This window comes from Novosphingobium sp., from assembly GCF_027486195.1.
Lineage (GTDB): Bacteria > Pseudomonadota > Alphaproteobacteria > Sphingomonadales > Sphingomonadaceae > Novosphingobium.
Genome location: NZ_JAIXPP010000009.1, coordinates 61,599 through 85,385, shown reverse-complemented (window position 1 = coordinate 85,385; position 23,787 = coordinate 61,599). Strand labels below are relative to the sequence as shown.

Annotated in this window: 13 protein-coding genes and 1 riboswitch; of the genes, 5 read left to right on the top strand and 8 right to left on the bottom strand. The window is 65.5% G+C overall.

The features are described from left to right. The first annotated feature begins 6 nt into the window (after positions 1–6). Both Q0071_RS01375 and Q0071_RS01370 read left to right on the top strand, forming a co-directional pair. Positions 7–795, top strand: coding sequence for a protein phosphatase 2C domain-containing protein (locus Q0071_RS01375; RefSeq protein WP_298164452.1), 789 nt, complete (start codon positions 7–9; stop codon positions 793–795). 1 nt (position 796) lies between these two features. Continuing rightward, entirely contained in the window at positions 797–2,869 is a 2,073-nt protein-coding gene (locus Q0071_RS01370) for a serine/threonine-protein kinase (RefSeq protein ID WP_298164450.1), read from the top strand. 24 nt (positions 2,870–2,893) lie between these two features. On the opposite strand, the gene Q0071_RS01365 is transcribed toward Q0071_RS01370, so the two are convergent. Continuing rightward, positions 2,894–3,835, bottom strand: coding sequence for an FHA domain-containing protein (locus Q0071_RS01365; RefSeq protein ID WP_298164449.1), 942 nt, complete (start codon positions 3,833–3,835; stop codon positions 2,894–2,896). Positions 3,836–3,905: 70 nt separating this feature from the next. Here Q0071_RS01365 and Q0071_RS01360 point away from each other — a divergent pair, with 70 nt between their 5' ends. Continuing rightward, positions 3,906–5,336, top strand: coding sequence for a methyltransferase domain-containing protein (locus tag Q0071_RS01360; protein WP_298164446.1), 1,431 nt, complete (start codon positions 3,906–3,908; stop codon positions 5,334–5,336). A gap of 72 nt (positions 5,337–5,408) precedes the next feature. On the opposite strand, the gene Q0071_RS01355 is transcribed toward Q0071_RS01360, so the two are convergent. The 7 genes from Q0071_RS01355 to Q0071_RS01325 form a co-directional block, all read right to left on the bottom strand. Further along, the gene (locus tag Q0071_RS01355) at positions 5,409–5,732 is read right to left on the bottom strand and encodes a PilZ domain-containing protein (RefSeq protein ID WP_298164444.1); all 324 of its coding nucleotides are present in this window, start codon (positions 5,730–5,732) and stop codon (positions 5,409–5,411) included. 127 nt (positions 5,733–5,859) lie between these two features. Then, positions 5,860–7,113 carry a D-amino acid dehydrogenase gene (locus Q0071_RS01350; protein ID WP_298164442.1) on the bottom strand — a complete coding sequence of 418 codons (1,254 nt, stop codon included), beginning with the start codon at positions 7,111–7,113 and terminating at the stop codon, positions 5,860–5,862. A gap of 211 nt (positions 7,114–7,324) precedes the next feature. Next, positions 7,325–7,426, bottom strand: a riboswitch (glycine riboswitch). Positions 7,427–7,592: 166 nt separating this feature from the next. Then, positions 7,593–10,667, bottom strand: a complete 3,075-nt coding sequence (locus tag Q0071_RS01345) for a CHAT domain-containing protein (RefSeq protein ID WP_298164440.1) — start codon at positions 10,665–10,667, stop codon at positions 7,593–7,595. Continuing rightward, on the bottom strand, positions 10,664–16,417 hold the full coding sequence (locus tag Q0071_RS01340) for a hypothetical protein (RefSeq protein ID WP_298164438.1): 5,754 nt from the start codon (positions 16,415–16,417) through the stop codon (positions 10,664–10,666). Before Q0071_RS01340 ends, Q0071_RS01345 begins: the two co-directional genes overlap by 4 nt. After that, complete coding sequence (locus Q0071_RS01335; protein ID WP_298164436.1) at positions 16,417–18,141, bottom strand: ShlB/FhaC/HecB family hemolysin secretion/activation protein; 1,725 nt, start codon at positions 18,139–18,141, stop codon at positions 16,417–16,419. Before Q0071_RS01335 ends, Q0071_RS01340 begins: the two co-directional genes overlap by 1 nt. A gap of 405 nt (positions 18,142–18,546) precedes the next feature. Continuing rightward, entirely contained in the window at positions 18,547–21,279 is a 2,733-nt protein-coding gene (gene secA / locus Q0071_RS01330; RefSeq protein ID WP_298164434.1) for a preprotein translocase subunit SecA, read from the bottom strand. Positions 21,280–21,375: 96 nt separating this feature from the next. Then, positions 21,376–21,639, bottom strand: coding sequence for a hypothetical protein (locus Q0071_RS01325; RefSeq protein WP_298164431.1), 264 nt, complete (start codon positions 21,637–21,639; stop codon positions 21,376–21,378). Between the two features lie 117 nt (positions 21,640–21,756). Here Q0071_RS01325 and argJ point away from each other — a divergent pair, with 117 nt between their 5' ends. Both argJ and Q0071_RS01315 read left to right on the top strand, forming a co-directional pair. Then, on the top strand, positions 21,757–22,983 hold the full coding sequence (gene argJ, locus Q0071_RS01320; RefSeq protein ID WP_298164429.1) for a bifunctional glutamate N-acetyltransferase/amino-acid acetyltransferase ArgJ: 1,227 nt from the start codon (positions 21,757–21,759) through the stop codon (positions 22,981–22,983). Beyond that, on the top strand, positions 22,980–23,786 hold the full coding sequence (locus Q0071_RS01315; RefSeq protein ID WP_298164427.1) for an inositol monophosphatase family protein: 807 nt from the start codon (positions 22,980–22,982) through the stop codon (positions 23,784–23,786). Before argJ ends, Q0071_RS01315 begins: the two co-directional genes overlap by 4 nt. Position 23,787 lies beyond the last annotated feature (1 nt).

Below are 23,787 nucleotides of genomic sequence, written 5' to 3'. Positions count from 1 at the left end.
CAGTCTATGACCTTTGTCGAGACAGTCGGGGAGCGCGAACCGGTGATACCATTTCGCACGGAATCTTGGGCGGCGACCGATACCGGTGCAGTTCGGAAGCATAACGAAGACAGCTACCTCGTTGCGGACGGATCGCGCGTCTGGCTGGTGGCAGATGGAATGGGCGGCCTCGAACGCGGCGACTGGGCTTCGAGCCAGGTTGTGGAGGCGATTGCCGCCGTTCCTGCCGTCGAAGGCATGGAGGATCTGCTTGAAGCGATCCGCAGCGCGCTGACCGAGGCCAACGAGCGCATCCTCGAAGAATCCGAGCGTGTCGGCAAGCAGATGGGTTCGACAGCGGTGGCTCTTGCCGTGCGCGACAAGCGTTTCGGCGTGGCATGGGTGGGGGATAGCCGCGCCTATCTGCTGCGCGATCGCCGCCTCTATCGGCTGACCCGCGATCATAGCCAGGTGCAGGACCTGGTGGACCACGGCGTGATCGACGAAGTCGCCGCCGCGACTCACCCATTGCGCAACGTGCTCACGCGCGCGGTCGGCGTGGCCCGTCCGCTCAATGTCGATACGATGATCGAAACGCTGTGCGATGAGGATCTGTTGATCCTGTGCAGCGACGGCCTCTATGGCGTGATGGGGGAAGCCGCCATGCAGGACGCACTTGCCAGTCAGCCATTTGAAGAGGCAGCCAGACAGATGATTGCGCGCTGCCATGAACTGGGCGCGCCAGACAACATAACGGTAGTGGGCGTGGCCACCGCAGAAGTGACCTTGGTCCAATTCGGCGGAGCGGAGAACTGACGTGAGCGACGAAAGAGACGAAACGGTCTTTCAGCCTTCCGCTTCTCCCCCGGCGCCGGGCGGAGCGGGCGAAGCGCAGGGTGGCGGCCCGAACCTCGATCCGGCAAGCACATCAGACGAACAGGAAGAAGGAACGGTTTTCGCGGCGGCTTCGGAACCGCCTTCCGGCGCGGCGCCCGCGTTCGGCACCCCGCTGATGGCACCGATCCCGGTTTCGGCGCAACCGGCAGCACCAGCGCCCCCTGCCCCCGTGCGTCCTGCAAGCGGCAAGCAGGCTTCGCTCGAAATCGGCACCGTTCTCAACCACATGTTCGAGATCAAACGCTTCCTGGCCCGCGGCGGCATGGGTGAAGTGTTTGAAGGCGTGAACATCGCGAGCGGCGAGCGCGTCGCGATCAAGACCATCCTGCCGGAGCTGTCCGCCGATCCCAAAGTGATGGCGATGTTCCGCAAGGAAGCGCAGGCACTGACGGAGCTCTCGCATCCGGCCGTGGTGCGCTATCGCGGCTATGCGATGGAGCCGGAGCTGGGCTTCTACTACATCGCGACCGGCTTCATCAGCGGGCAAAACCTGTCCGATATCGTCGGCAAATCGACGCTGACGGAGGATGAGCTCGCAGAGCTGCTGCGCAGGCTCGCCGAAGGCTTGCGCGAGGCTCACGAGCTCGGCGTCGTCCACCGCGATATCTCGCCCGACAACGTGATTCTCGATAGCGACCGGCTGGACCGGCCCAAGATCATCGATTTCGGCATCGTGAAGGAAACCGATCCGGGCTCCAAGACGATCATCGGCGATGGCTTTGCCGGCAAGCCCAGCTATGTCGCCCCGGAGCAACTGGGCGATTTCGACAAGCAGATCGGCCCGTGGTCCGATGTCTACTCGCTCGGGCTGGTGATCCTCGCCCTTGCGCAGGGGCGCAAACCCGATCTTGGCGGCCTGCCTGCCGAAGCCATCATGAAGCGCCGGAACGGTATCGACACAAGCTCGATTCCGCCGCGCGTCCGCAAGGTGGTGGACCAGATGCTGGTCGCCGATTCGCAAAAGCGGCTGCGGTCGATGGATGCGGTGATCACTGCGCTGGATCAGGCCATGTCGGGCAAGGCGCCAAAGCGCTCGGCAGCGCCGGGCGGCGGCAAGACTGCCGGCGCGACCGGCGCAACGAAGCCTTCGGGTTCCGGACCCAGCCTGCCACCCAAGCCCGTGCTCATCGGCGGCGGGGCGCTTTTGGCGATCACGCTGCTGGGCGGGATCGGCTACATGACGATGAGTGGCGGGTCGAAGGCACCTGTGCCTGAAGCCGCCAGCGGCGCTCCGGCAGCTTCCAATGTGCCTATCGAAAAGATCGACGCAGCGGTTCAGACCGCGCTGCCGTCGATCCCCTGCTCGTGGATGACGGTCGACGTCAATCGCGACGGGGCGGGCGTTTCCTTCACCGGGTCGGGTGTCGCCGGCGCGCCACTCGATGCCGAAAACGGCATCATCCAGGCCGCAAAGAGCCTGGGTGTGGAAGCCGGCAGCGATTTCACCGGGATTGCGCGGATCGACGACAGTTTCTGCCCGGTTCTCGACGAACTCAACAAGTTCCGCGCCGGCCCGCCCATTCACATCACGCGCAAGCAGCCCGAGTACGAACTCGATACCCTGCCGCCGGAAAGCTACTATCCGGGCCAGGTCGGCGCGAAGGTCATCACCGATTTCTCGTTGGCAGGCATCTCGGGCGATTTTGCGCTCTACTCGATCGAAAAATCGAATGTCATCACGCCGATCACGCTGACCAGAGCGGAATTCCAGGGCGCTGTCGGATCAGCCATCCAGCGCTTGCCCGGCGATGATACCTATCGCATGAGCGCCGATGCCAACGCGCAGCCCGGTTGGGCGGGCGTTGTGTTGATTACCGGTTCAGGCGGCTTCACCAAAGATGCGCTAAGCGATCTCGTCAGCGCGGGCGGCAAGGCCGCGTTCGAAGCGAAAGCCAAGGCCAACGGCTGGAAGGTCCAGATCGTCTGGTACAAGTTCGTCGATTCTCAGCCCAATGCTGCAGCTGGCGGTTCTCCGGCGACCACAACCCAGTAAGGCAGGTCCCGCTGGAAAAGGCGTTCAGCCTTTGACCGCAGCCGCGTAACGCTGCGCAAAGGCTTTGGCGAACACTTCGACGAAGCCGTCTTTCGCACCGAACGCCTGCACGTAGGCACGCCACGCTTCGGCCTCGCTGCGCGCGCTCGTCTTGATCGAGGCCGGCGCGAACTGGTCGAGCGCATGATGCAGGCTTGTCTGCAAGGCGCCATGCAGAGCACGCTGATGCGCGTCGATCGCGCCTGCCATAGCCGTAACGCGCGCCTGCGCCTCTGCCGGAGGAAGCGCCAGCAAGCGCTGCAACATCGCCTCGGGCGGCAGGGGTGGATCGGTTTCTGCCGCTATGCCCAGATCGGCCCGCGCTTTCGCCCGATCCTGCGCCTGCGCCGCAAAACTTCCCACCACGGCACGCAGCAGCGCCCCACATGCAGCCAGCACTTGCGCGTCGGGCGCAGTCACCTGCGCGCGCGAAAGCCCGGCGGCCTGAAGCAGCACACCCACAGCATCGCCTGCCTGCAGCGGGAGGGCAGCTGCCGGGGAAGTCGATGGTGCGGCGCTCCACCCAGTGGGAATGGGAGCGGCCGAACCAGACGGCGCGGAAATCGGTGCTGCGCTGGCCGACCGGCCCCAGCTGTCTCGCGCGGCAGGAGCGGGGGCGGACTGGCTGGCATCCTGCAGCATCGCCACGATCTCGCAGCCGCCCACGCCGATCACATCGCCATGGCGCAGCATGTGCGGCGCAGCAAGCCGGTGCCCGTTGATCAGGGTCCCCCCTGTGCTGGTATCGGTAATCCGCCAGGCCAGACCTTCACCGGCAATGGTGCAATGTCGGCGCGAGACCGAGAGATCCTCGAGCAGGAGGTCCGCTCCTGCACCGCGCCCCACGCTCGCCTCTCCGCACTCCAGTTGCAGCGGGGCTGGCGGTTGTGTCCCCGGATACTTGCGCACGGCGAGAATAAGCGGCATTTTGCCTCCGGTGTTTGCAGCCGCATTATTAGTTGGACGCAAACTTTGCGCAATAGCGAGAGACCAGACCTTGGATGACCGCACGACGAGTTACGACAGGGTTCATTATCCATCAGCGGTTTACCGCACCACCACGCCTGAACATCTGGCCGCGATCGCTCGGTTGCATGGTCTCGACGCAGCTGATCCGCGCAGTGCGCGCGTGCTGGAGATTGCCGGCGGCGATGGGCTCAACGTGCTGGCAATGGCAGCCGCCTATCCCGGGGCGCAGTTCGTTTCGTTCGACCTTGCCGCGAGTGCGGTTGCGCACGGTCAGGCCTTGATAGCCTCGGCCGGGCTGGCCAATGTGCGGATCGAAACCACTGATATCCTCGAAGCAGCCGGTTCGATGGAGGGGCCGTTCGACTACGTGATTGCGCATGGCCTGTATGCGTGGGTGCCACCCCATGTCCAGCAGGCTACGCTGGCGTTGATCGACCGTGTGCTGTCGCCGCAGGGCATTGTCTTCATCAGTTACAACGCGCTGCCCGGCGGGCACTTGCGCATGGCCCTGCGGGACATGCTGCTGTTCGAACTCGAGGGCGTGAACGATCCGGAAGCGCGGATCGACCGTGCGATCGAGGTGCTGAACGCGTTCGGCCAACCGCGCGACGATGATTCGGTCTCTCAGGCAGCGTTGCGCCGAGCGGCGCGGCTGACTGTCGGCAAGGACCGCCACACCCTGTTCCACGACGAACTCGGCCCGGTCTACGATCCCAAAGCGCTGCAGACGGTGGCGGAAGAGGCAGCGGCCCACAATCTGGCCTACCTTACAGAAGCGCAGCCCGGCGGACTGTTTCACGGCTTTCCGGGCGAACAGGTCGACGATCGTGAGACCGTGCGGCGTGCGCAGCGCCGCGACAACGACGAAGTCTGTTTCTTTCACCAATCGCTCTTCGTGCGCCCCGAGCGGCATCCGGCCCGCGTTCCCGATCCTGCATGGCTCGGCACGCTTCTGGCGGGTGTGCCGGACAGCCTGCGACGGACCAGCGAAAGCGAATTCACATCAAGTGCCGGCAGCTTCCAGCTTGATGATCCCGTCCTCGCCGATTTTCTTGAAAAGCTGGTGCGCATTGCGCCGGCGCGGTTTCCACTGGCCGACCTTGCAGCTTCGGAGGACCACGCAGCCGCCATTCTCGAATTGATCAACCAGGGGATCATCGAACCCCATTCACTACCGTTTCCCGGCGCATTGCTACCGGGCGAACGGCCCGTGGTCAGCGCGCTGGTACGCGCCCTGCTTGCGCATGAGGTGCCCAACCTCGTCACGATGGACCACCGCGTCGTCCATCTGACCGACGACGCACCGCGCCGCCTGATGGCCCTGATGGACGGCACCCGCACCGCAGCCGAGATCGCAGCCGATGCCCGCCGCATGGGCTTGTCTTCAGAGATCGATGTCAACCTCGGCTTGCAGCAGCTCGCCCGCGTGGGAATGTTGGCCCTGTCCCCGGATAGCTAGGGTCAGGAGGGAGCGAACCCGCATTTCGCGCCGATGGAAGGTTGGCCGAACGGGATCGGCCAACGCGCAAGGTCAATGGACCGAGCCGATCCGGCCATCAAGGATCGCGTCGAGCACGGCCGGGTGCAGCGGTGCCTCGAAGCGCAGGCCGGCAGTGAAGCCGCTCGTCCAATCAACAGTGGCAGGGCGGGCTTCAAGGCCCGGCAGCGTGATCCACACCAGCATGCCGGGCTTTACGGCGTCCATCGAATCAATGCGCGCCGAGCGGCAGGTCAGGTCGCTCAAGGCAACCTTCGCCCGCAATATGCCGCGGCGGTAGGCGGCAATGATCACCGGCCTGCTTGGCGCAGAACCCCACGGATTGGCCTTGTCTACAGCAGCGTGCTTGACCAGCATGGCGCGTGTTCCCTGCTCAGGATCGGATGATCCCTGCTCACAAGGAAGAACGGCCCGGTAACCCTGCCTTTTAGGCAAGCAGGATCACCGGGCCGCGCATGCGGTTTTCTACTTAGGTCCGCTCGCCTCAGGCCACGCGAAGCGCGGCTTCGGTCTCGAGCGACTGATCGATGGTGGCGGCCACCATCTGGGCCGTCACCGCGCTCAGCGTCCAGCCCAGATGGCCGTGGCCGGTGTTGTAGAACACGCGCGAACGCCGTCCGGCGCCAACGCGCGGCATCATGTCGGGCAGCATGGGCCGCAGCCCGGCCCAGGGCAGGACTTCACCGACGCCGACACCGGGGAAGAGCTGGCGCACCCACTGCACCAGCGGCGCGATGCGGTCGGCGCGGATATCGCGGTTCTCGCCATTGAATTCGGCTGTGCCGGCAACGCGGAAGCGGTCCTTGCCAAGCCGCGAGGTGACGATCTTGGCGTCCTCATCAAGCAGGCTGACCCACGGCGCTGCCGCCTGACTCGCCTCGTCGCGCAGCATGACAGTGATCGAATAGCCCTTGACCGGATAGATATTGACCCGGTCCCCGATCATCGCGGCAAGGCGGCGGCTGCCTACCCCGGCGCAGATCACCAGCCCGTCGAAATGGCCGACATCCTCGACCCGTGCATCGGTCAGGCTGGCGGTGCGGATGGTGACGCCGCGCTCATGGACGGCAATCGCCTGCACCGCGCGATCAAGCTGGAGCACCGCGCCCTTGCGCTCGCACGCGGCGGCAAGGCCGCGGGTGAACTTGCAAATATCGCCGGTCGCGTCGGAGGGCGTGAAGTATCCGCCGCAGTAGTCACCGGTCACCGTGGGATCGATCCGGCGCATTTCCTCAGGTGTCACCTGAAAGCGGTCCAGCCCGCCGGCACGGACTAGCTCGTTGGTGCGCGCAACATCGGCAAAGCTGGCGGCGTTGCGGTAGATATGGAGGATGCCGCGCTTCTCGCAGTCGAAATCGATACCTTCGCGTTCTGCAAGATCGAACAGGTACTTGCGCGCCTCGATTGCAAGCCGCACCGTTTCCATCGTGTTGACATCGTGCCGGGGGATCGCACCGAGAAATTCGGCAATCCACGAGAACTTGTGCCAGCCCGGACGCGGGTTGAACAGCAGCGGGGCATCGCGCCGCGCCATCCAGCGCAGGCCCTTGAACACGGTGCCAACCGAATTCCACACCTCGGCATTGCTGGCCGAAAGCTGCCCGCCATTGGCGAACGAGGTTTCCATGGCCGGAAGGGGCTGCCGATCGATGACAGTGACGTGATGGCCGCGTTCAAGCAGCGCGTAAGCCGTGGTAATGCCGGTAATACCGGCGCCGATAACCGCAAAATGCGACATGAGCTGTGCTCCATGATGAGTGAAATGAGTCTCAACCGGCCCGTAAGGACCAGTGCGGCGTTCATTTCCCCATCTCTGTCGCTTGTGCCTGAGAGCTTGACCGTTTCGGTATCACGCGCGTGCTGCACATGACCCTACACTACGGCTTTCTCCGTCGGCGGATGGCTGCGCCAGGGCATTGAGCCCGCCGCGCCATCACTCTCCAGAGTGTCAAGACCACACGGTTCCTGGTGCCTGAGAGTTTCCTGGGGGGTTGCTCCGTCGGCGCCGGATCGAAACACAGGTTCCATCCGGACTCTCCCATGCGGTCATCAAGACAATGGTTGCGGCGATCTCCTCTTTGCGAAGGCCATGGCGGCCCGAACCGGTCCTGATGAGCAAAGCCATGACTCGCAGGCATGACCTCATCTCACAAGTTCATTGTGCAACAGCGAAGGGATTTGGTCCAGCCCCTAAAGCCGTTACCCCCGGATGATCGCTCAGCGCGGTGTTGCCGCGGCCACAGCAGGCTTGGCAGCGTCGCCCACCACGACGAAGGCAGCCCAGTAGAACGGGTGCGAGGTCTGCGGATCATCCATCAGGGCCGCCTCGGCTCCGGCCAGCGCATCGCCAACCGAATCTCCGGCCTTGCCTGCAATGAGACCGCCGATCAGCCGCCGGGTCGCGTTGAAATCATCGGGCACCGGCCAATGGCTGGCAATCACCGCGCGGGCCCCCGCGCCGGTAAAGGCGCGCACGAGTCCATCAAGCGCATAGTTGCCGCCGGTCGTCACGCCAGCCTCGCGGCTCGCGGCGACAGTGGCCATGCCAGCCGTATCGCAGGCCGAGAGGATCACGAGATCGGCATCTAGCTTGAGATCGAAAATCTCGCGGAAACTCAGCAACCCGTCCGAGCCCTTGGCGGCAAAGCTCGTCACCAGCGCCGGGCGGGCCGGGCAATCCTTGCGCGGCGCGGAAACGAGGCCGTGCGTTGCAAAATGGAGCACGCGGTACTGATCAAGCGACGGATCGTCGAGGAGGCCGGTGTCGGTGAAGCTGCCGCCCGTTTTCACCACGCTCATGCTGCCGAGCGCCTTGGCCGCAAACAGCAATTCATCGGGCTTTACCGGACGCTGCCAGACCGCCAGTGGCCAATCGCAGCTGTCCGCCACGGCAGTGACCGGTCGCTGCTGCGGGGCGGCGTTGCTGCCCAGCCCCAGATAGGGCCGCCGCGCGGTGGAGGGCGTAAGGGCTCTGAGATCAAGGAAAGCGCGCGGACTGACGGCGATGGAAATGGCGCGCCCCCGCCCGAACCACGCGATACCGGTAAAATCGAAGGCATCGGCATCGATATCGACCGTGCGGGCCTTGTAGGCCGCGATCCCAGCGTCCGCCGTCACCAGCACAGCGGGCGGCAACTGGAGCATCGCCGCATCAGGCTCGAATACGAGGTGGCGCACCCCGCCCAGCTCCGCATCGACCGGGCCGAACAGCGCCTTGTAAAGGCCGCGCGACCGATCAAGATCGAAGGGCCGATTGACCGCCTTGCCGTTCTCGATGGTGACGATGCTGTTCCGGATATTCTGCACGTCACGCGCCATCTCGCTGCGTGTCAGCGGCACGGCATAGAGACGCGCCGATCCGGCTGTCGCGTAGAGGCCGTAGAGGTCCTGCCCGACCGCCACGAGCTTGAAGTAGGCCTCGCCGGATTTGAGCGCGGCCTGCAGTTCGGCCAGCGACACGCGCTTGGGCGCAAGCGCGGTGTAGCGCGGATATGCGGCCAACTTGGCGAGGATTTCGGTCTGTTCGCGCCGCAGGGCCGCCAGCGTTCCCTGCTGCGAACCGAGCTCGGCCATTTCGGCGGCACCGGGATTGCCAAGCGCGCCGAGCCGCGCGACCTCGCCCTCTGCACGCGCGATATCGCGGCTGCGGGCGAGAGACAGGCGGAACAATGCCGCAGCCGCATCGTTGCCTTTGGCGAGTTGGCGCGCGAGGATCGCCTGGGTCTGGGCAACGCCGGGGCGTTCGAGCACTTGCGCGGCGGCAAAAGCGGCGGAGGCGCGGGCAGAGGGTTCGCCCCCCTCGCCCGCCAGCAAGGCGAAGTAGGGCGCCAACAGATCGCGCAAAGTAGTGCCGCTATCCGGAACCGCTGCGCTTTCCTCGACCACCGCGCCGAACAGCTTGGCAGCCGCTGCGCGATCACCAGCCGCAAGCAGGAAAGCCGCCTTGCGCGCCTTGGCCGAAAGCACCGCCGGCGAAGCCGGATACGTAGCCTCCAGCGCGGCAATCGCGCGGTCAAAGCCGGCATCGGCTTCGCTCCTTCGCCCGGCTGCCCCGGCAATCCCGGCCATCTCGATATCGATCTCGGCCGAAAGCCAGATGATCGAGGCAACCTGGCCGCCGCGCACCGCCCCGAGCCGCTCGCGCGCCTTGGCGAAACCGGCGGCGGCATCATCGGTGCGGCCCGCCATGCGTGCGGCGGTGGCGGCGATGGCGATGGCCTGTCCATCCAGAATCTCGGCCTTTTCCGCGCGCGTGAGCGAAGGATCGGGCGTGCCCATGCGGCGGGCAGCGCTACCTTCGCGGTTGATCGCGTCCGACAACGGCAGATTGATCTCGCCATCCGCCAGCTTCGTGCTGTTGAACACGGCGTTGACCGGATCGACGGGCCTTGCCAGCTCGGCCGCCGATGCATCGGGGCGGCGCTGGTTGAGCTGATCGAGCGCGCGATAGTTGCGCAGCAGCCGCTGGCCAAGGCCATCGCCCGCAAGCTGCGCCCGTTCGCTTTCGCCGAACAGGCGTGCAGCCGTATCGAAATTGCCAAGATTGGACTGCTGGAGCCCCTCGTTGGCGAGCGCCTCGGCCATCTCGGCCTGCTCGCCTCTGCGGCTCCGCGCCTTCTCCGCGAGGACTTCGAAGAACGCGGCGGATTCGGCAAAGCTGCTACCGTTGTTGCGCAGATACCCTTCCCCGCGCACCCCCAGCGGATCGAGCAGGCCCGCCTGCAGCCGCGCGAAGGCCGCCGCGTCGGTGACTTCGGTGGTGGCCACCTTGATCTCGCCCGGCATCGCCTTGTTCAGCACCACGCTGGCCAGCGCAAGGCGCAGCGCTGCATCGTAGGCGGCAAGGCCTTCGACGAAATAGCTGGTATCCCCGCGCACCAGGGCATAGCGCCGATAGTCAAGCCCGCTGGCCGGATCGCGGCAGATCATCGCCTTGGCATTGCCGAGCGCCTCAATCACCGCGCCCCCCGGCGCACCGCACGCGCGCTGGAGCCCCGCCGAGGCGGGAACGCCGGCCAAGGGCGCGGCGTCGATCGGGAAGGCATGCCGCACGGCAATGAGCGTCCCCACCGGTCCGGCGGCATCGCGGCATGAAATCGTATAGCCGCGGTCGAACATGCCGCTGAGGCGCGGATCACGCGGAGCGAACTGTGCGCTGCAGATCACCCCCGCAGAGCCGAGCCGGAAGGTGCTGCGGACCGAGATCGGCACCTCGCGCGCAGCAAGATCGACGGGGACCAAAGCACCCGCGGCCGCAGCCAGCGAGGCGAGCAAGCCGATCACACGCTTCACGGCCGGCCCCCCTCGGTTAGGGAGCCACCAATCAGCGCCGGATTGCCGCTACCGGCAATCGCTTCGTCGACCTGGCCGGGCAGCGCATCAGGCTGGATGGGGAGCAGCAATGGCGGCGGCAGGATGGCCGACTGGACCTTCGGCTGCGGCCCTTCCGGATCGGGCGGCGTATCACCGATTGCGGGCGTGCCGATACCCTCGATCACGGTGCGAATGCCGGGATCGGGCAGGCCGCGGCTGTCGAGACCGCACGTCGCCGCCGTGAGCAGGCAACCATTGAGGCGGCTATCGGCCGTGAAGCCCGAGAAATTGAAACCGCTCTGCTTGAACTGCAACCACGCCTGCGGCCCGCCAATGAGGCCGGTAGCGCTGCGGAAGGTGCCATTGATGATCACCGCAATCGGGCTTGCGCCTGCCGATGTGACCTCGAAGCCGTCGAGCGGTTCCTCAAACCCCAGCGGATCGAAGCCGCTTCCCGTGCGCTGGATGTAGAAACTGCGGCCCACGGTGAAATCAAGCGCCCCGGCCCTGAGCACAGGCCCGCTGCTCCCCGCGCTCACATTGTCGAGCGCAGGTTCGACCCCGGAGAAGAACGGATCGGCGGCAAGCTGCGCCAGGAGCGGCGTTGCCGCCACGTGGATATCCCGCGCCTCGATCTGCAGCGTGCCGGTCGCCGTGTCGCCCTTGCCCAGCACGGTGAGGCTGCCGGTATCGGACGCGAGCTGGAACTGGCCGGTGCGGAACACCAGCGCATTGCTCGCCCGGAAGCCGGCGGCCTTGAGCGCCCCGGCAACGCGGATCGTCCCGCTCGGTGCACCGGCCACCGACCCGCCGGTCCTGAATTGCATGGAGCCGAGCGGATCATCGATGGTGCTGCCCGCATCGGGGCCGGTCACGTCCAGCTTGCCAATCAGGATATCCACCGGCCCGGCGATATCCGGCGCAAACACGCTGAGCGAACCGCTGTTGATCCGGCTCCATTCGGCGTTGTCGATGGTGAAGCCGCTGGTCGGCACCACGCTGCCATCAAGCCCATCGCCGATCCGCAAGCCCGCCGCATTACGCGAGACAAGCGTGATCGTGCCCGAAATGCCCGCGTTGAGGCCAGACCCTGCCGGCATATCGAGATCGCTGGCGCGCAGTTCGATCGAAGGCGATTGCCACAATCCGCCGAGCCGCACCGTGCCGCCCGCATCGACAAGGATACCCTTCGCGCTGACGTTCCCGGTCCGCAGATCACCTGCTGCACCGATGAGGATAGTGCTGCCGGCATCGAGATCGCCCACAGCAATGCTGCCACCGTTGCTGCCGAGCGTGATCGTACCCGTAGATGACATCGCTCCGCCGGTCAGATTGCCAACTGCATTCACCGAGATCGAACCGCCGGTAGCATTGACCGAGCCCGCCACGATGACAGCCGCGCCGCCCTTCACGTTGACGCCCGCACCACCGGCAAGATTGCCCGCCGTGAGCGCACCGACCGAATCGAGCGACAGGGAATCACCCGCATTCGCCGAGGTGACGTCCATGGTCGTGCCGGATGTCAGGTCGATCCGGTTGTCAGCAACAAGCGCTCCGGCGGCCAGTGCCCCGCCCGCTTGCAGAGTGATCGCGCCGCTCGCCGGAAGCGCTCGCTTCGTCGTCACGTTCCTGACCGAGACGTCGCCAAGCGACACCGCCGTCAGCGCACCGGCGTTGATCGCGCCCGTCACCGTGATCGTTGCGCCTGCTGGCAGAGGCTGTGCGGTCAGCACCGCATCAAGATTATAGTCGCTGAGCGGATTGCCGCCGATGCCGAACATCTCGTAGTCGGCCAGCAGCACGCGTCCCGGTGCGGTGATCGCCCCGAGCGATTGCGCCCCGCCGCCAAGGGCAACGATCTCCCGCCCGGCCAGCGAACCCGTGGTGATCGCCCGGGGGGACAGCAGCACGATATCGCGCGCAGCAGCCAGATTGCCGAGCGTTACGCCATCGAGGCCGCGCACCGTAATCCCGTAAGTCGCGCCAGATAGGGCGGAAGGGCTGACCAGCCCCGCCGAAACGGACGATGCGCTCACTGTCCCGTCCGAAACGAGTTGCACGCTGTCACCGGCCTGGATAGCACCGCCCGCTGCAACCGACGTCGCGCCGCTGAGGGCAACCCGCTGCCCCGCCGTCACCGCACCGGTCGTCAACGCCGCGCCCGATGTGAGCAGGGCCGCGCCAACGGCGGAAACATTGCCCACACTGATGTTGCCCGGCGCATCGACCGTCGCGTCCCCTCCGGAACGGATCGCACCGAGTGAAACGGTCGTGCCCGCAGCTACGCCGACAGCGCCGAGCGACGTCAGATCATCGAGGCGAACAAGGCCCGGCGCGGAGACCGTAAGCGCGCCGCCGCTGCGTGCCGACATATGTGCAAACAGGTCCCCGCCGGTAGTCAGGCTGACCGCTGTCGTGCCCGAAAGCGTGCCGACGGTGCCAGCGGGGGCAGCACCGGGCAACCAGTTCCCGGCCGAGATCGTGGCGGACACTGTGGAGATATCAGCCCCGTCGAGCGTAGCGGTAAGGTCAGCCGGTGTATTGAACGTGAAATCGCCGGTCAGCACGGAATTGCCGCCCGTCAGCGCGATGGTCGAGGCCGGTGCTCCCGCGGCCGCCGTGCCCGAGCTGTTGAAGCTGAGGCTGCCGGCATTGATCGAGCCGCCGCCCAGCAGCCAGCTCAGCGGATGGCCCAGAATGGACGCCGTTCCTGCAGTCGCCCCCGTGCCACCTGTCGCATTGGCGCTGAGCGTCATGGTCTGGCCGGAGATCTTTCCAGTCCCGATCAGCAGCCGGACCCCGCGCAGATCGCCAGCATCGGCGGTGCCGCCAACTTGCGCATTGCCGCCGGTGCTGAACCCGCTGTTGCCGCCTGTGGCATCGGCCTGGCCCAGGATCGAGCCGCTCAGGTTGAGGACACCCGCCTCGGCCGTGATGGTCGTGGTTCCGCCCGCCGCATTTCCGCCATTGCCGTCGATTGACGCTGATTGGCCGATCCCGCCCGCGCCGCCTGCCCCGCCGATCCCGTTCGCGGAAACGCCGGACGCGGCAAAACTGGCAGAACCGGTGGACGCACCAGCAGCCGGTCCGGCGATCACACCCAGCGTTGCCGAACCGCCGCGACCATTGCCGCCAGACCCGCCAGTGCCACCCGGACCGCCGCTGATCGAACTCCCACCCGTGCCGCCACTGCCACCGATGCCATTTGCCGTCACGGTGGTGCCGGCAAGCGCGAGATTGGCGTTTCCGGCCTGAGCCAGCGCGCGCGCCTGCCCGCCCGTGCCGCTGCCGCCCGCGCCGCCATCGTCCGGGAACAAGGTGGGCGCACCGCCCGCGCCGCCACGTCCCCGCGCGTCGATCAGGGTATCGCCAAAGCTCAGGGTCGCACCGCCTTCAAGGGCCGCGAAACCGATCACATCGGCGCTGCCGCCGGTTCCTGCGCCGCCAATGCCGCCGTTGCCGCCCGATCCGCCGGTGCCATTGGCCTTTACGGAGAGACCGGTGCCATTGGCCGTTCCATTGCGCGCCGTGAGTGCTGCGGTGCCGCCATTGCCTGCACCGCCATTTCCGCCATCACCACCCGTGCCGGCTGCCGATATCGAAGTTGCCCCGGCGATCCCGATGCTGCCGCCAGCGCCAAGGGTCAGAGTATCGCCTGCCGCAATGCTTGCTGTACCACCGATGCCGCTGCCGCCCGTTCCGCCAGAACCGGTCGCGCCCGAAAGGACCGAATTGACAGTCGCGCCCGCACCGCCCCGACCATCGGCCAGAACATCAAGGCTCTGCACGAATGTGACCGCACCACCTGTAGAGCGGACCGCCGCGGTTCCACCCAGACCGGCGCCGCCATCCTTGCCGAAGGTAGCCGCTGCCGCACCGCCCTGGCCCGTGGCATCGACCGTGACGACATCGCCGAACCGGAAATTCGTACCCGCAGCAGCCAGGATGCTGGCATTGCCGCCTGAACCCGTGCCGCCCTCGACCGTGCAGGCAATGCAGCGCTGGCCAATGCCGCCGATGCCGCGCGCATCGAGCGTGGTCACGCCGGTGACCTCGAGCACGCCCCCGTTCGCCTTGCCCTCGATGATGGCTTGTCCGCCGGCGCCATTCGCACCGGCAAAGTCGTTGAGGAAAGCGCTACCCCCCGCTCCCGAGGCATCGAGCACAAGATCGCGGCCAACGGTGACGTTCGATCCGCCTTCGAGCGAAAGCTGCGCCGCACCGCCCTTTGCCGAATTGGGACCCAGGTTTGAGGCGGCGTCGGTGCTCTTGCCGATCCCGTTGGCATTGATCGAGAGATCGCTGCCGATATTGACTACTGCGCCGCCTCGGGCGGTTAGCGCGGCGCTGCCGGCAAGCGTATCGACTTCGACGAGAGGAGCGCGCGCACTGCTGATCGAGGCAGCGCCGCCAACAGTAAGGCTGCCCTGATCGACAGTGATCACCGCATTGCCGCTGTCGGTCGAGAAACTTCCCGTAACCTGCCCCGCGTCGAGCGCCGTCAGTTCCAGATTACCTGTCACATCGAGGGTAGAGCCAATGCCGCCGACCGAAATGAAGGCGCCGTCGTTGGAGGCCGCTGCGGGATCCTGCACCCCTGACAGCGAGAGATTGGACGCAAAGCTCGCGGCATTGCCGCCATCGACCACCAGCGAGGCCTGACCGGTGGCTTTGCCGGTTACCTGCGAAGTCGCGGTGATCGCACCGATTTCGAGCGCAGCCGGAACAGCCGCACTCGCCTTGGCGCGCACGGTATCGATGAGGCCGTTCGCGATGTTGTATCCGGCAGACAGCACGATGGCATTGCCGTCGACATTTGCGGCCCCCGCCACATCGAAGCCAAGCGCGCTGCCGCCCTTGATCGCCATGGTGATGGCATCGTTCTTGGGCACGGCGACCATGTAGACGCGGTGGACTGCGTTGGCATTCGCCACCGGCCCGGTGATCGCACCGTCGTTGGTCACGACTTCGCCGGTCGTGCTCGTGCCCTGGTCGATCTGGATATCGAACAGGCCATTGGGCCGGAAGGTAATCGTCGATGCGTCCGCCGCCACGATCACCGCCGAGCCATCGACGTTGATCAAGCCCGAATTGATCACTTGCGGCGCAATGAGCGCGACGTAGGCGTTGTTCGGTCCGGCAGTGATCCGTGCGCCCTTCTGGATTTCAACCCGGCTGCCAGCATTGGCGGGCAAGAACTTGTAGGTGCCTGCATTTCCGAAAACGCCGGTGGCTGCATCGAAGTTCAGATCAGACGTGGTCAGCACGAGATTGCCGACGTTGAAGACGCCCGTCGCAGACACCAGCATGCCGCCGGGGCTGTAGAAGAACACCGTCCCGCCCCGGCTCGCCGCGCCCGTGGCGAGATCGATCAGCTGGGATGTCACTGTCCCATTGAACGTGATCGGGCGGGTCAGATCCTTGGGCAGGATCCGGTTGAGCACCGTCAGCGAAGTCGCGTCCCGGTTGGAAAACAGCGCGCTGGTCCCTGCGGACTGGAAATCGATCGGCCCGCCGCCGCTGGCCGTGTCGCTCGGTGACCAGTTGATCACCACATTGGGCGAGTCCGTCGCAACCGTGGTGGTGCCCGGAGCCACGGAAATGTCGCCCAGACCGGCGACGATCGTCCCAGTCGCGTTGAACGATTGCGCACGGGCCGCCATCGGCGCGGCGGTCAGCATGGCCGCCATGGCCAGCAGGGATGGAGCGCTGGCAAACCTCAGGCGCATCAGCGGCCTCCCCAGGGCACGAGACGGGTGGTGAGCGACACCAGCAGCCTTGGCGCCGGCTTGCGGCCGATGAATCCTGCCCGGTCAAGTGGGACCGCCAGACTGGCATCGAGCCGGAAGCGATTGCCGAGTTCAGCCCGCACCCCGCCGCCAAGCGAACTCAGGCGCTGGGGCTTGCCGGCGCCGCGATCCCACGCCCATGCCGCATCGGCGAAAACAAACGGCTGCACCAACGGCCCGTTGCCGCGACCGATCGAAAGGTGCGGTCCGCGCAGTTCGGTCGACAGACCGACCCCGCTATCGCCGGTGATCGCTCCCGGATCATAACCGCGCCCAACGGTATAGTTTCCCGGCGCAAAGGCTTCGAAACCAAGCACTTTTCGGAAGGCATACTGTCCGCGTGGATGAACCACGAGCGAGAACCGGCCGAGCGCGCGTTCGTACTCGACCTCAGCGCGCACTACGGTTGCCGCTGGCGACGCGTCGAACCGGCTTGTTGGCACCTGGCTGCCACAGGCGACGCCGAGGCAGGAGAGCGAAGCACCAAGACCCGCCAGCCCTTGCCGGACTTCCAGCGATCCATCGATCCGCCAGGCCGGTTCGGCCCGGGTCAGGTCCATCCGGTCAAAGTCGAGCCGGGCCCAGAGCACCCGCAACCGGTCGCGGCTGAGCGGCAGAATAAGGGTCGTATCCTGATCGAGCAGATCGAAGCCGCCGCCCAGCCAGACATCGCCGGCCTGCGAACGGACGAGCGGATAGCGGGCGTAGAGGCTGGCAAGCAGCGTCGTCGCCTGCAGCGGAGCACCGCCGGTTGCCTGCCCCAGATCCGGCCTCGTCCAAGCGTAGGTCAGCGACGCACCGACAAGAAGGCCCTCGCTGCCGGGGCGGAACTCATGGCTGGCCTGCAGGATGCGCTGCTCGCGGAAATCCGAGGTGGTGTAGTAGGAAAGCGTTGTCGCATCGCCTGCACCGGTGATGCCGAAAGCCTGTGCGCGCAACTGGCCGCCCCACCGCCCGGTTGCCGCAGAAGCGAGGTTCTGTACTGAGAAATCGGCGGCAAATGCTTGGCGAAGAACGGTTACTTCACCAAGGAGATCACCCGGAGCCGTTCCGGCCGGGCGGAGCGTGAGCTGCACGTTGTAACCTGGCAGATCGCGCGCCAGCAGCAGATAGCGCTCGGCCTTGTTGCGATCGAAAATGTCGTCCCGGGTCAGCCTGCCGAGATAGGCCATCAACTTGCGTTCGGCCCCGCGTGTCTCCCCCCGCGCGCGGATCGCGGTGATCCGGGCATAGAGCACCTCGAGGCGCACTTCACCGTTCTCGATCCGCTGGACGGGTACCTGCACCGCCGCAAGGTAGCCCTTGCTCCTGAGGATCGTCGCCGCCGCGTCACGGATCTCGCACAGCACCGAAATCGGCTGCGGCGTTCCTGCGAGCGGCTTCCACGCCGCTTCCATCTCGGCCGCTGTCGCGCCCTTGAGCCCGTTGAACGTTACGGCGCTGATCGTCGTGGTGATTTTCGCGAACTGCGGATCGGCAAGCGGGCAGCCCGATCGTTCGATCCCGCCGGACACGGTAAGACGCGGAGCCTGCACCGACGGGGCACGGGTTATGCCGCCCAGTTCATCCCGGCTCGGTCCGGCAATCGATGGTGTACTGACTTGCGCGAGCGCGCTGGAGGGCAGGCCGACCAGCCCGCTCCCGATCGATGCGGCAAAGGCCAACGTGAGCCAGAGACCGCATTGTGGTCCTGCCCTTCGTCTACCGGCCCTCGCACCCTCGTCCGTCATCGAGGCCCCAATCTTCCCTGCTGCGGTCGTCGCGGCCCCACTGTTCTGGTTCAGTTCCGCGTAGCAAGCGGCGAGACTGCGAGTCAAACGCTTTAGGGCATCGCCAAGATGCTGTTTTAAATCCAATTTTTCCCAAGCTGCGCCAAAGCGGAACAATGTTCGGATCGACTCGGCTCGCAGCCCAATATGGCCCGAACACGCCTTCAAAGGCGCATCCGGGCCATCCATCACCCGGAATGAGCCATACCCCCATCGGATCAAAATCGTCCGATAACAGGTCTTTGGATCAGGCTTCTTTTCCATCACACGAAGGTGCTCGCGTGATGGAAGTGCGCCCGGTCAGGCCAGCGTACCGTGGCAGTGCTTGTACTTCTGGCCTGAACCGCACGGACAGGGCGCATTGCGGCTGATGTCCATCCCGGCATAGGGGTCCGTCCCTGCGGGTGCAGGCGCGCCCGAGCCTGCCATCGGCGGCGTGAAGGTACCGAACAGCTGTCCAGTCGGCACCGCACGGGCATCGTCGTCGCCGGTCAACGGGTCGAGATGGCTGGTCAGGAAATCGGGCAGTTCAGGCAGCTGGAAGTCTTCAGGCGGCCCCATGCGGATTTCGCTCGTCATGAGAATGCGGGTCACATCCTCGCGGATCACTTCGAGCATCTTCTCGAACAGACCGAAGGCTTCCTGCTTGTATTCGTTGATCGGCGTCTTTTGCGCATAGGCGCGCAGGAACACCACCTGGCGCAGCGCGTCGAGCGTTGCCAGATGCTCCTTCCAGTGGTGGTCGAGCCGCTCGAGCAGCACCGACTTCTCGAGATTGCGCCACGATGCCGGATCGACGGTTTCCAGCTTGGCCGCCATCTTCGCCTCGGCAAGCGCAGTGATACGCTCCTCGATGGTTTCGGGCTCCAGGCCTTCTTCCTCAAGCCAGGCATCGAGCGGCAATTCAAGACCCAGCACGTGGTCCACGCGCTCTGCGAGGCTGGCAACATTCCACTGCTCGGGATAGGACCCCGGCGGGCAGGCGTCGGCGACGACGGCGTTGATCGTGTCCTGACGCATGTCGAGCACGACATCATCCACCGCCTCGGCGTCCATGATGTCGGCGCGCTGCTCGTAGATCACCTTGCGCTGGTCATTCATCACGTTGTCGTATTCGACAACCTGCTTACGCACGTCGTAGTTGCGCGCCTCGACCTTCTTCTGCGCGGTCTCGATCGCCTTGGAGAGCCAGCGCGACCCGATCGCCTCGCCGTCGGCAAGGTTGGAGTTCATCATGCGGGAAAACAGCGTGTCCGGCCCGAAGATGCGCAGCAGGTCGTCCTCGAGGCAAAGGTAGAACTTCGAGAGACCCGGATCGCCCTGACGGCCCGAACGGCCGCGCAACTGGTTGTCGATGCGGCGGCTTTCGTGCCGTTCCGTGCCGATCACGCAAAGGCCGCCAGCGGCGAGCACCTTGGCCTTTTCCTCGGCGACTTCTGCCTTGATCCGGGCAATCCCCGCCTCGCGCTCCGGCCCCTCGGGCACATCGCGCAGCTCATCCTCGATGCGGAACTCGGAATTGCCGCCGAGCTGGATGTCGGTGCCGCGCCCGGCCATGTTGGTGGCGATCGTCACCGCACCGAGCCGTCCGGCCTGCGCCACGATATGGGCCTCCATCTCGTGGAAGCGCGCATTGAGCACGTTGTGCTTCACACCTTCCTTATTGAGGAATTCAGACAGCATTTCCGACTTTTCAATCGAGACCGTGCCGACGAGCACCGGCTGTCCGCTCTCGTAACGCTCGCGGATCAGCTTCGCGATGGCCTGGAATTTGTCAGCCGTGTTCTTGTAGAACTCGTCTTCCTCGTCACGGCGCTGCACCGGCACGTTGGTCGGAATGGTGACGACGTTCATCTTGTAGATGTCGAAGAATTCCGGCGCCTCGGTGGCGGCGGTGCCGGTCATGCCCGAAAGCTTGGGATACATGCGGAAGTAGTTCTGGAAGGTGATAGAGGCCATCGTCTGGTTCTCGGGCTCGATCTGCACGCCTTCCTTGGCTTCCACCGCCTGGTGCAGACCGTTCGACCAGCGCCGCCCGTCCATCATGCGGCCGGTGAACTCGTCGATGATGACGACCTTGTCGTCCTTCACGATGTAGTCGATGTCACGTTTGAACATGACATTGGCCTTGAGCGCCTGATCAAGGTGGTGGACCACCATGGTATTCTCGACGTCATAGAGGTTCGAGCCGACCAGCAGCCCGGCGTCCTCCAGCCTGCGCTCGACCCACTCGACCCCGTCTTCCGTCAGCGAGATGTTCTTGGTCTTCTCGTCCGCCTCGTAGAGCGAAGGATCGATCTGCTTCACCACCGCATCGACCGAGACATAAAGCTCGCTCTTGTCGTCGGTCGGGCCGGAAATGATCAGCGGCGTGCGCGCTTCGTCGATCAGGATAGAGTCCACCTCATCGACGACGGCGAAATTGAACGGGCGGTGCACCATCTGGCTGCGCTCGTGCTTCATGTTGTCGCGCAGGTAATCGAAGCCGAGCTCGTTGTTGGTGGCGTAGGTGATATCGGCCTCATAGGCCTGCCGTCGCTCGTACTCGTTCATATTGGGCACGATCACGCCGACGGTGAGGCCGAGGAACTTGTGGATCTGGCCCATCCATTCCGCGTCGCGCTTGGCGAGATAGTCGTTGACGGTGACGACGTGGACGCCCTTGCCCTCGATCGCGTTGAGGTAGGAGGCGAGCGTCGCCACGAGCGTCTTGCCCTCGCCCGTGCGCATTTCCGCGATCTCGCCGCGGTGGAGCACGATGCCGCCGATCATCTGCACATCGAAGTGGCGCATGCCCAGCACGCGGCGCGAAGCCTCGCGGCAGGTGGCAAAGGCTTCGGGGAGAATGTCGTCGAGCGTCTTGCCGGCTTCGAGCTGCGCGCGCAGCTTGGCCGTCTGGCCCTGCAGTTCCTCATCGCTGAGCGCCTGCATCTCGGGCTCATAAGCGGCGATGGCGCGCACGATCTTGTCGAGCGACTTGACGTAGCGATCGTTGGACGACCCGAAGATGGCCTTGGCAATGCTGCCGAGCATGGCTGGATTCCTGTTGTGAAATGGGGTGCGCGAAATGGCCGCGCAGGTCAGGCGTCCGCGCGTTGGCGGAGCGGGATTGGTATCGAACGCGGCGCGCTATTCGCGCGGACGGTCCCAGATGCTGATGCTGATCGCGTGGATGAACGCGAGAGCCGGGAGCACCATAGTGCGGATTGTGCGCTGTTCGCACGCAGGCCGCTGTGCCTTGCTGAGACCCGTTTCAGCCTTGCGCTCCTGACTGGCCACGAACACCGTGCCAGCCGCCGCACCCACGACTTCCGAACGCGCAGTAGAAAACCCCACCTCGGAAAGCGAGAGGCCGGAAAGAAGGGCAAGAAGGACGAGCAGGAGCCGCATCATCGGCGCAGATAGGGCGATTTGCCGCGAAGGTCCACCTCCACGGCGAAGAATTATTGCAAGCCGCGCCGCTTGCCACAGCGATTGAAGCGCGCCGCCGCCCGCGCTAGGGCCGCAGCTATGGCCCATGATCGCTCTCCCCTCGCTCAGCCCTTCCCCGCGCTTCCGGCCATCGCCGGTGCCACTCCGCGCATCGCCCGCGCCGGGTACAAGGACTGGGGTCGCTGCGATCTGACGTTCGTGGAGCTGGCCGAGGGCACCGCAGTTGCCGGTGTGTTCACCCGCAATGTCTGCTGCTCGTCAGAAGTCGAACTCGGCCGCCAGAACGTCGCGCAGGGCCGCGCGCGGGCGCTGGTGGTCAATGCCGGCAATTCCAATGCCTTCACCGGATACCGCGGGCGCGAGGCGGTCGAGGCGATCATGGAGCAAGTCGCAGGCCACCTCGGCTGCGCGCGTGAGGAGGTGTTCGTTTCCTCTACCGGCGTGATCGGCGTGCCGCTGCCCAAGGAAAAGGCCCGTGCGGGCATCGAGGCTGCGCTGCGCGCTCAGCCCTGCTCGTGGGAAGAGGCTGCCAACACCATCGGCACCACCGATACGTTCGCCAAGGGCGCGACTGCCACGGCCATGGTCGGCGACGTCAAGGTTACGCTCAGCGCCATCATCAAGGGCTCGGGCATGATCGCGCCCGATATGGCGACGATGTTGGGCTATGTCTTCACCGATGCGGCGGTTGATCCCGCTTTCCTGCAGGCCTGCCTGTCGGATGCCAACCGGCGCACGTTCTCCTGCATCACGGTCGACAGCGACACCTCGACCAGCGACACCGTGCTGGCCTTCGCCACCGGCGCTGCGGGCAATACTCCGCTCGCCTCGGCAGACAGCCCCGGCGCCAATGCCTTTGCCGCCGCGCTCCACGATGTCTGCCGCCAGCTCGCACACCTTGTGGTGCGTGATGGAGAAGGCGCGCAGAAGTTCATCGCAGTCACCGTCAGCGGCGCGGTGAGCGACGAAAGCGCGCGCCGCGTCGGCCTCGCCATTGCCAATTCGCCGCTGGTGAAGACCGCGATTGCTGGCGAGGATGCCAATTGGGGCCGCGTAGTCATGGCGGTCGGCAAGGCGGGCGAACCAGCGGACCGCGACCGCCTCTCGATCGGCTTCGGTGGCACCTGGGCCGCGCGCGAGGGCCAGCCGCTCGCTGATTACGACGAGGCACCCGTCGCCGCGCATCTCAAGGGGCAGGAGATCACCATCGAGGTCGATCTCGGCCTCGGCGAAGGCCGTGCCACCGTGTGGACGTGCGATCTCACTCACGGCTACATCGCGATCAACGCCGATTACCGCTCATGAGCGCTGCACTGGACACCGCCGTTGCCGCGCTGATGCGGCGCGTTGCCGCCGAAGCGATCCTGCCGCGCTATCAGACGCTCGCCGCGCATGAAGTCATCGCCAAGGCGGCAAACGACATGGTGACGATTGCCGATACCGAAGCGGAAGTCATGCTGGCAGAGGGTCTTGCCGCGATCATGCCCGAGGCCGCGATTGTCGGCGAGGAAGCGGTTCATGCCGATCCTGCACTTTCCGCGCGGCTCGATAGCGGGCTGTGCTGGATTATCGATCCGGTGGATGGCACCAACAATTTCGCCGCCGGCAAGCCGCCCTTCGGCATCATTCTTGCGCTTAGCGATGGCGGCGTGACGCAAAGCGGGTGGATTTACGATCCGCTGCAAGACCGGCTATGCATCGCGCATCTGGGCACGGGTGCCCTCGTAAACGGCGAACGCATCACGGCCCGGCCCACCGGCCAGACGCCGCCCATCGCCGCCATCAGCACCGTGTTCCTCGATTCCGCCCAGCGCGCCGCCGTACAGGCTCGGATCGCGCCATGGTACACGCTTGTCGATATCCCGCGCTGCGCGGCCGAACAGTATCCCCGCCTCGTGCTGGGCGTGAACGATATCTCGGTGTTCGAGAGGACCCTACCGTGGGACCACGCGGCCGGCGTGCTCTTCGTCAACGAAGCGGGCGGCATGGCCGCGCGGCCGGACGGCTCACCCTACCGCACCGACCAGCACGGGCAAAAAGGCCTGTTTGCAGCCTCTTCACCCGCGCTGTTCGAAGAGTTTGTGAAGCGCAGCAGCGCCGCCGACTAGG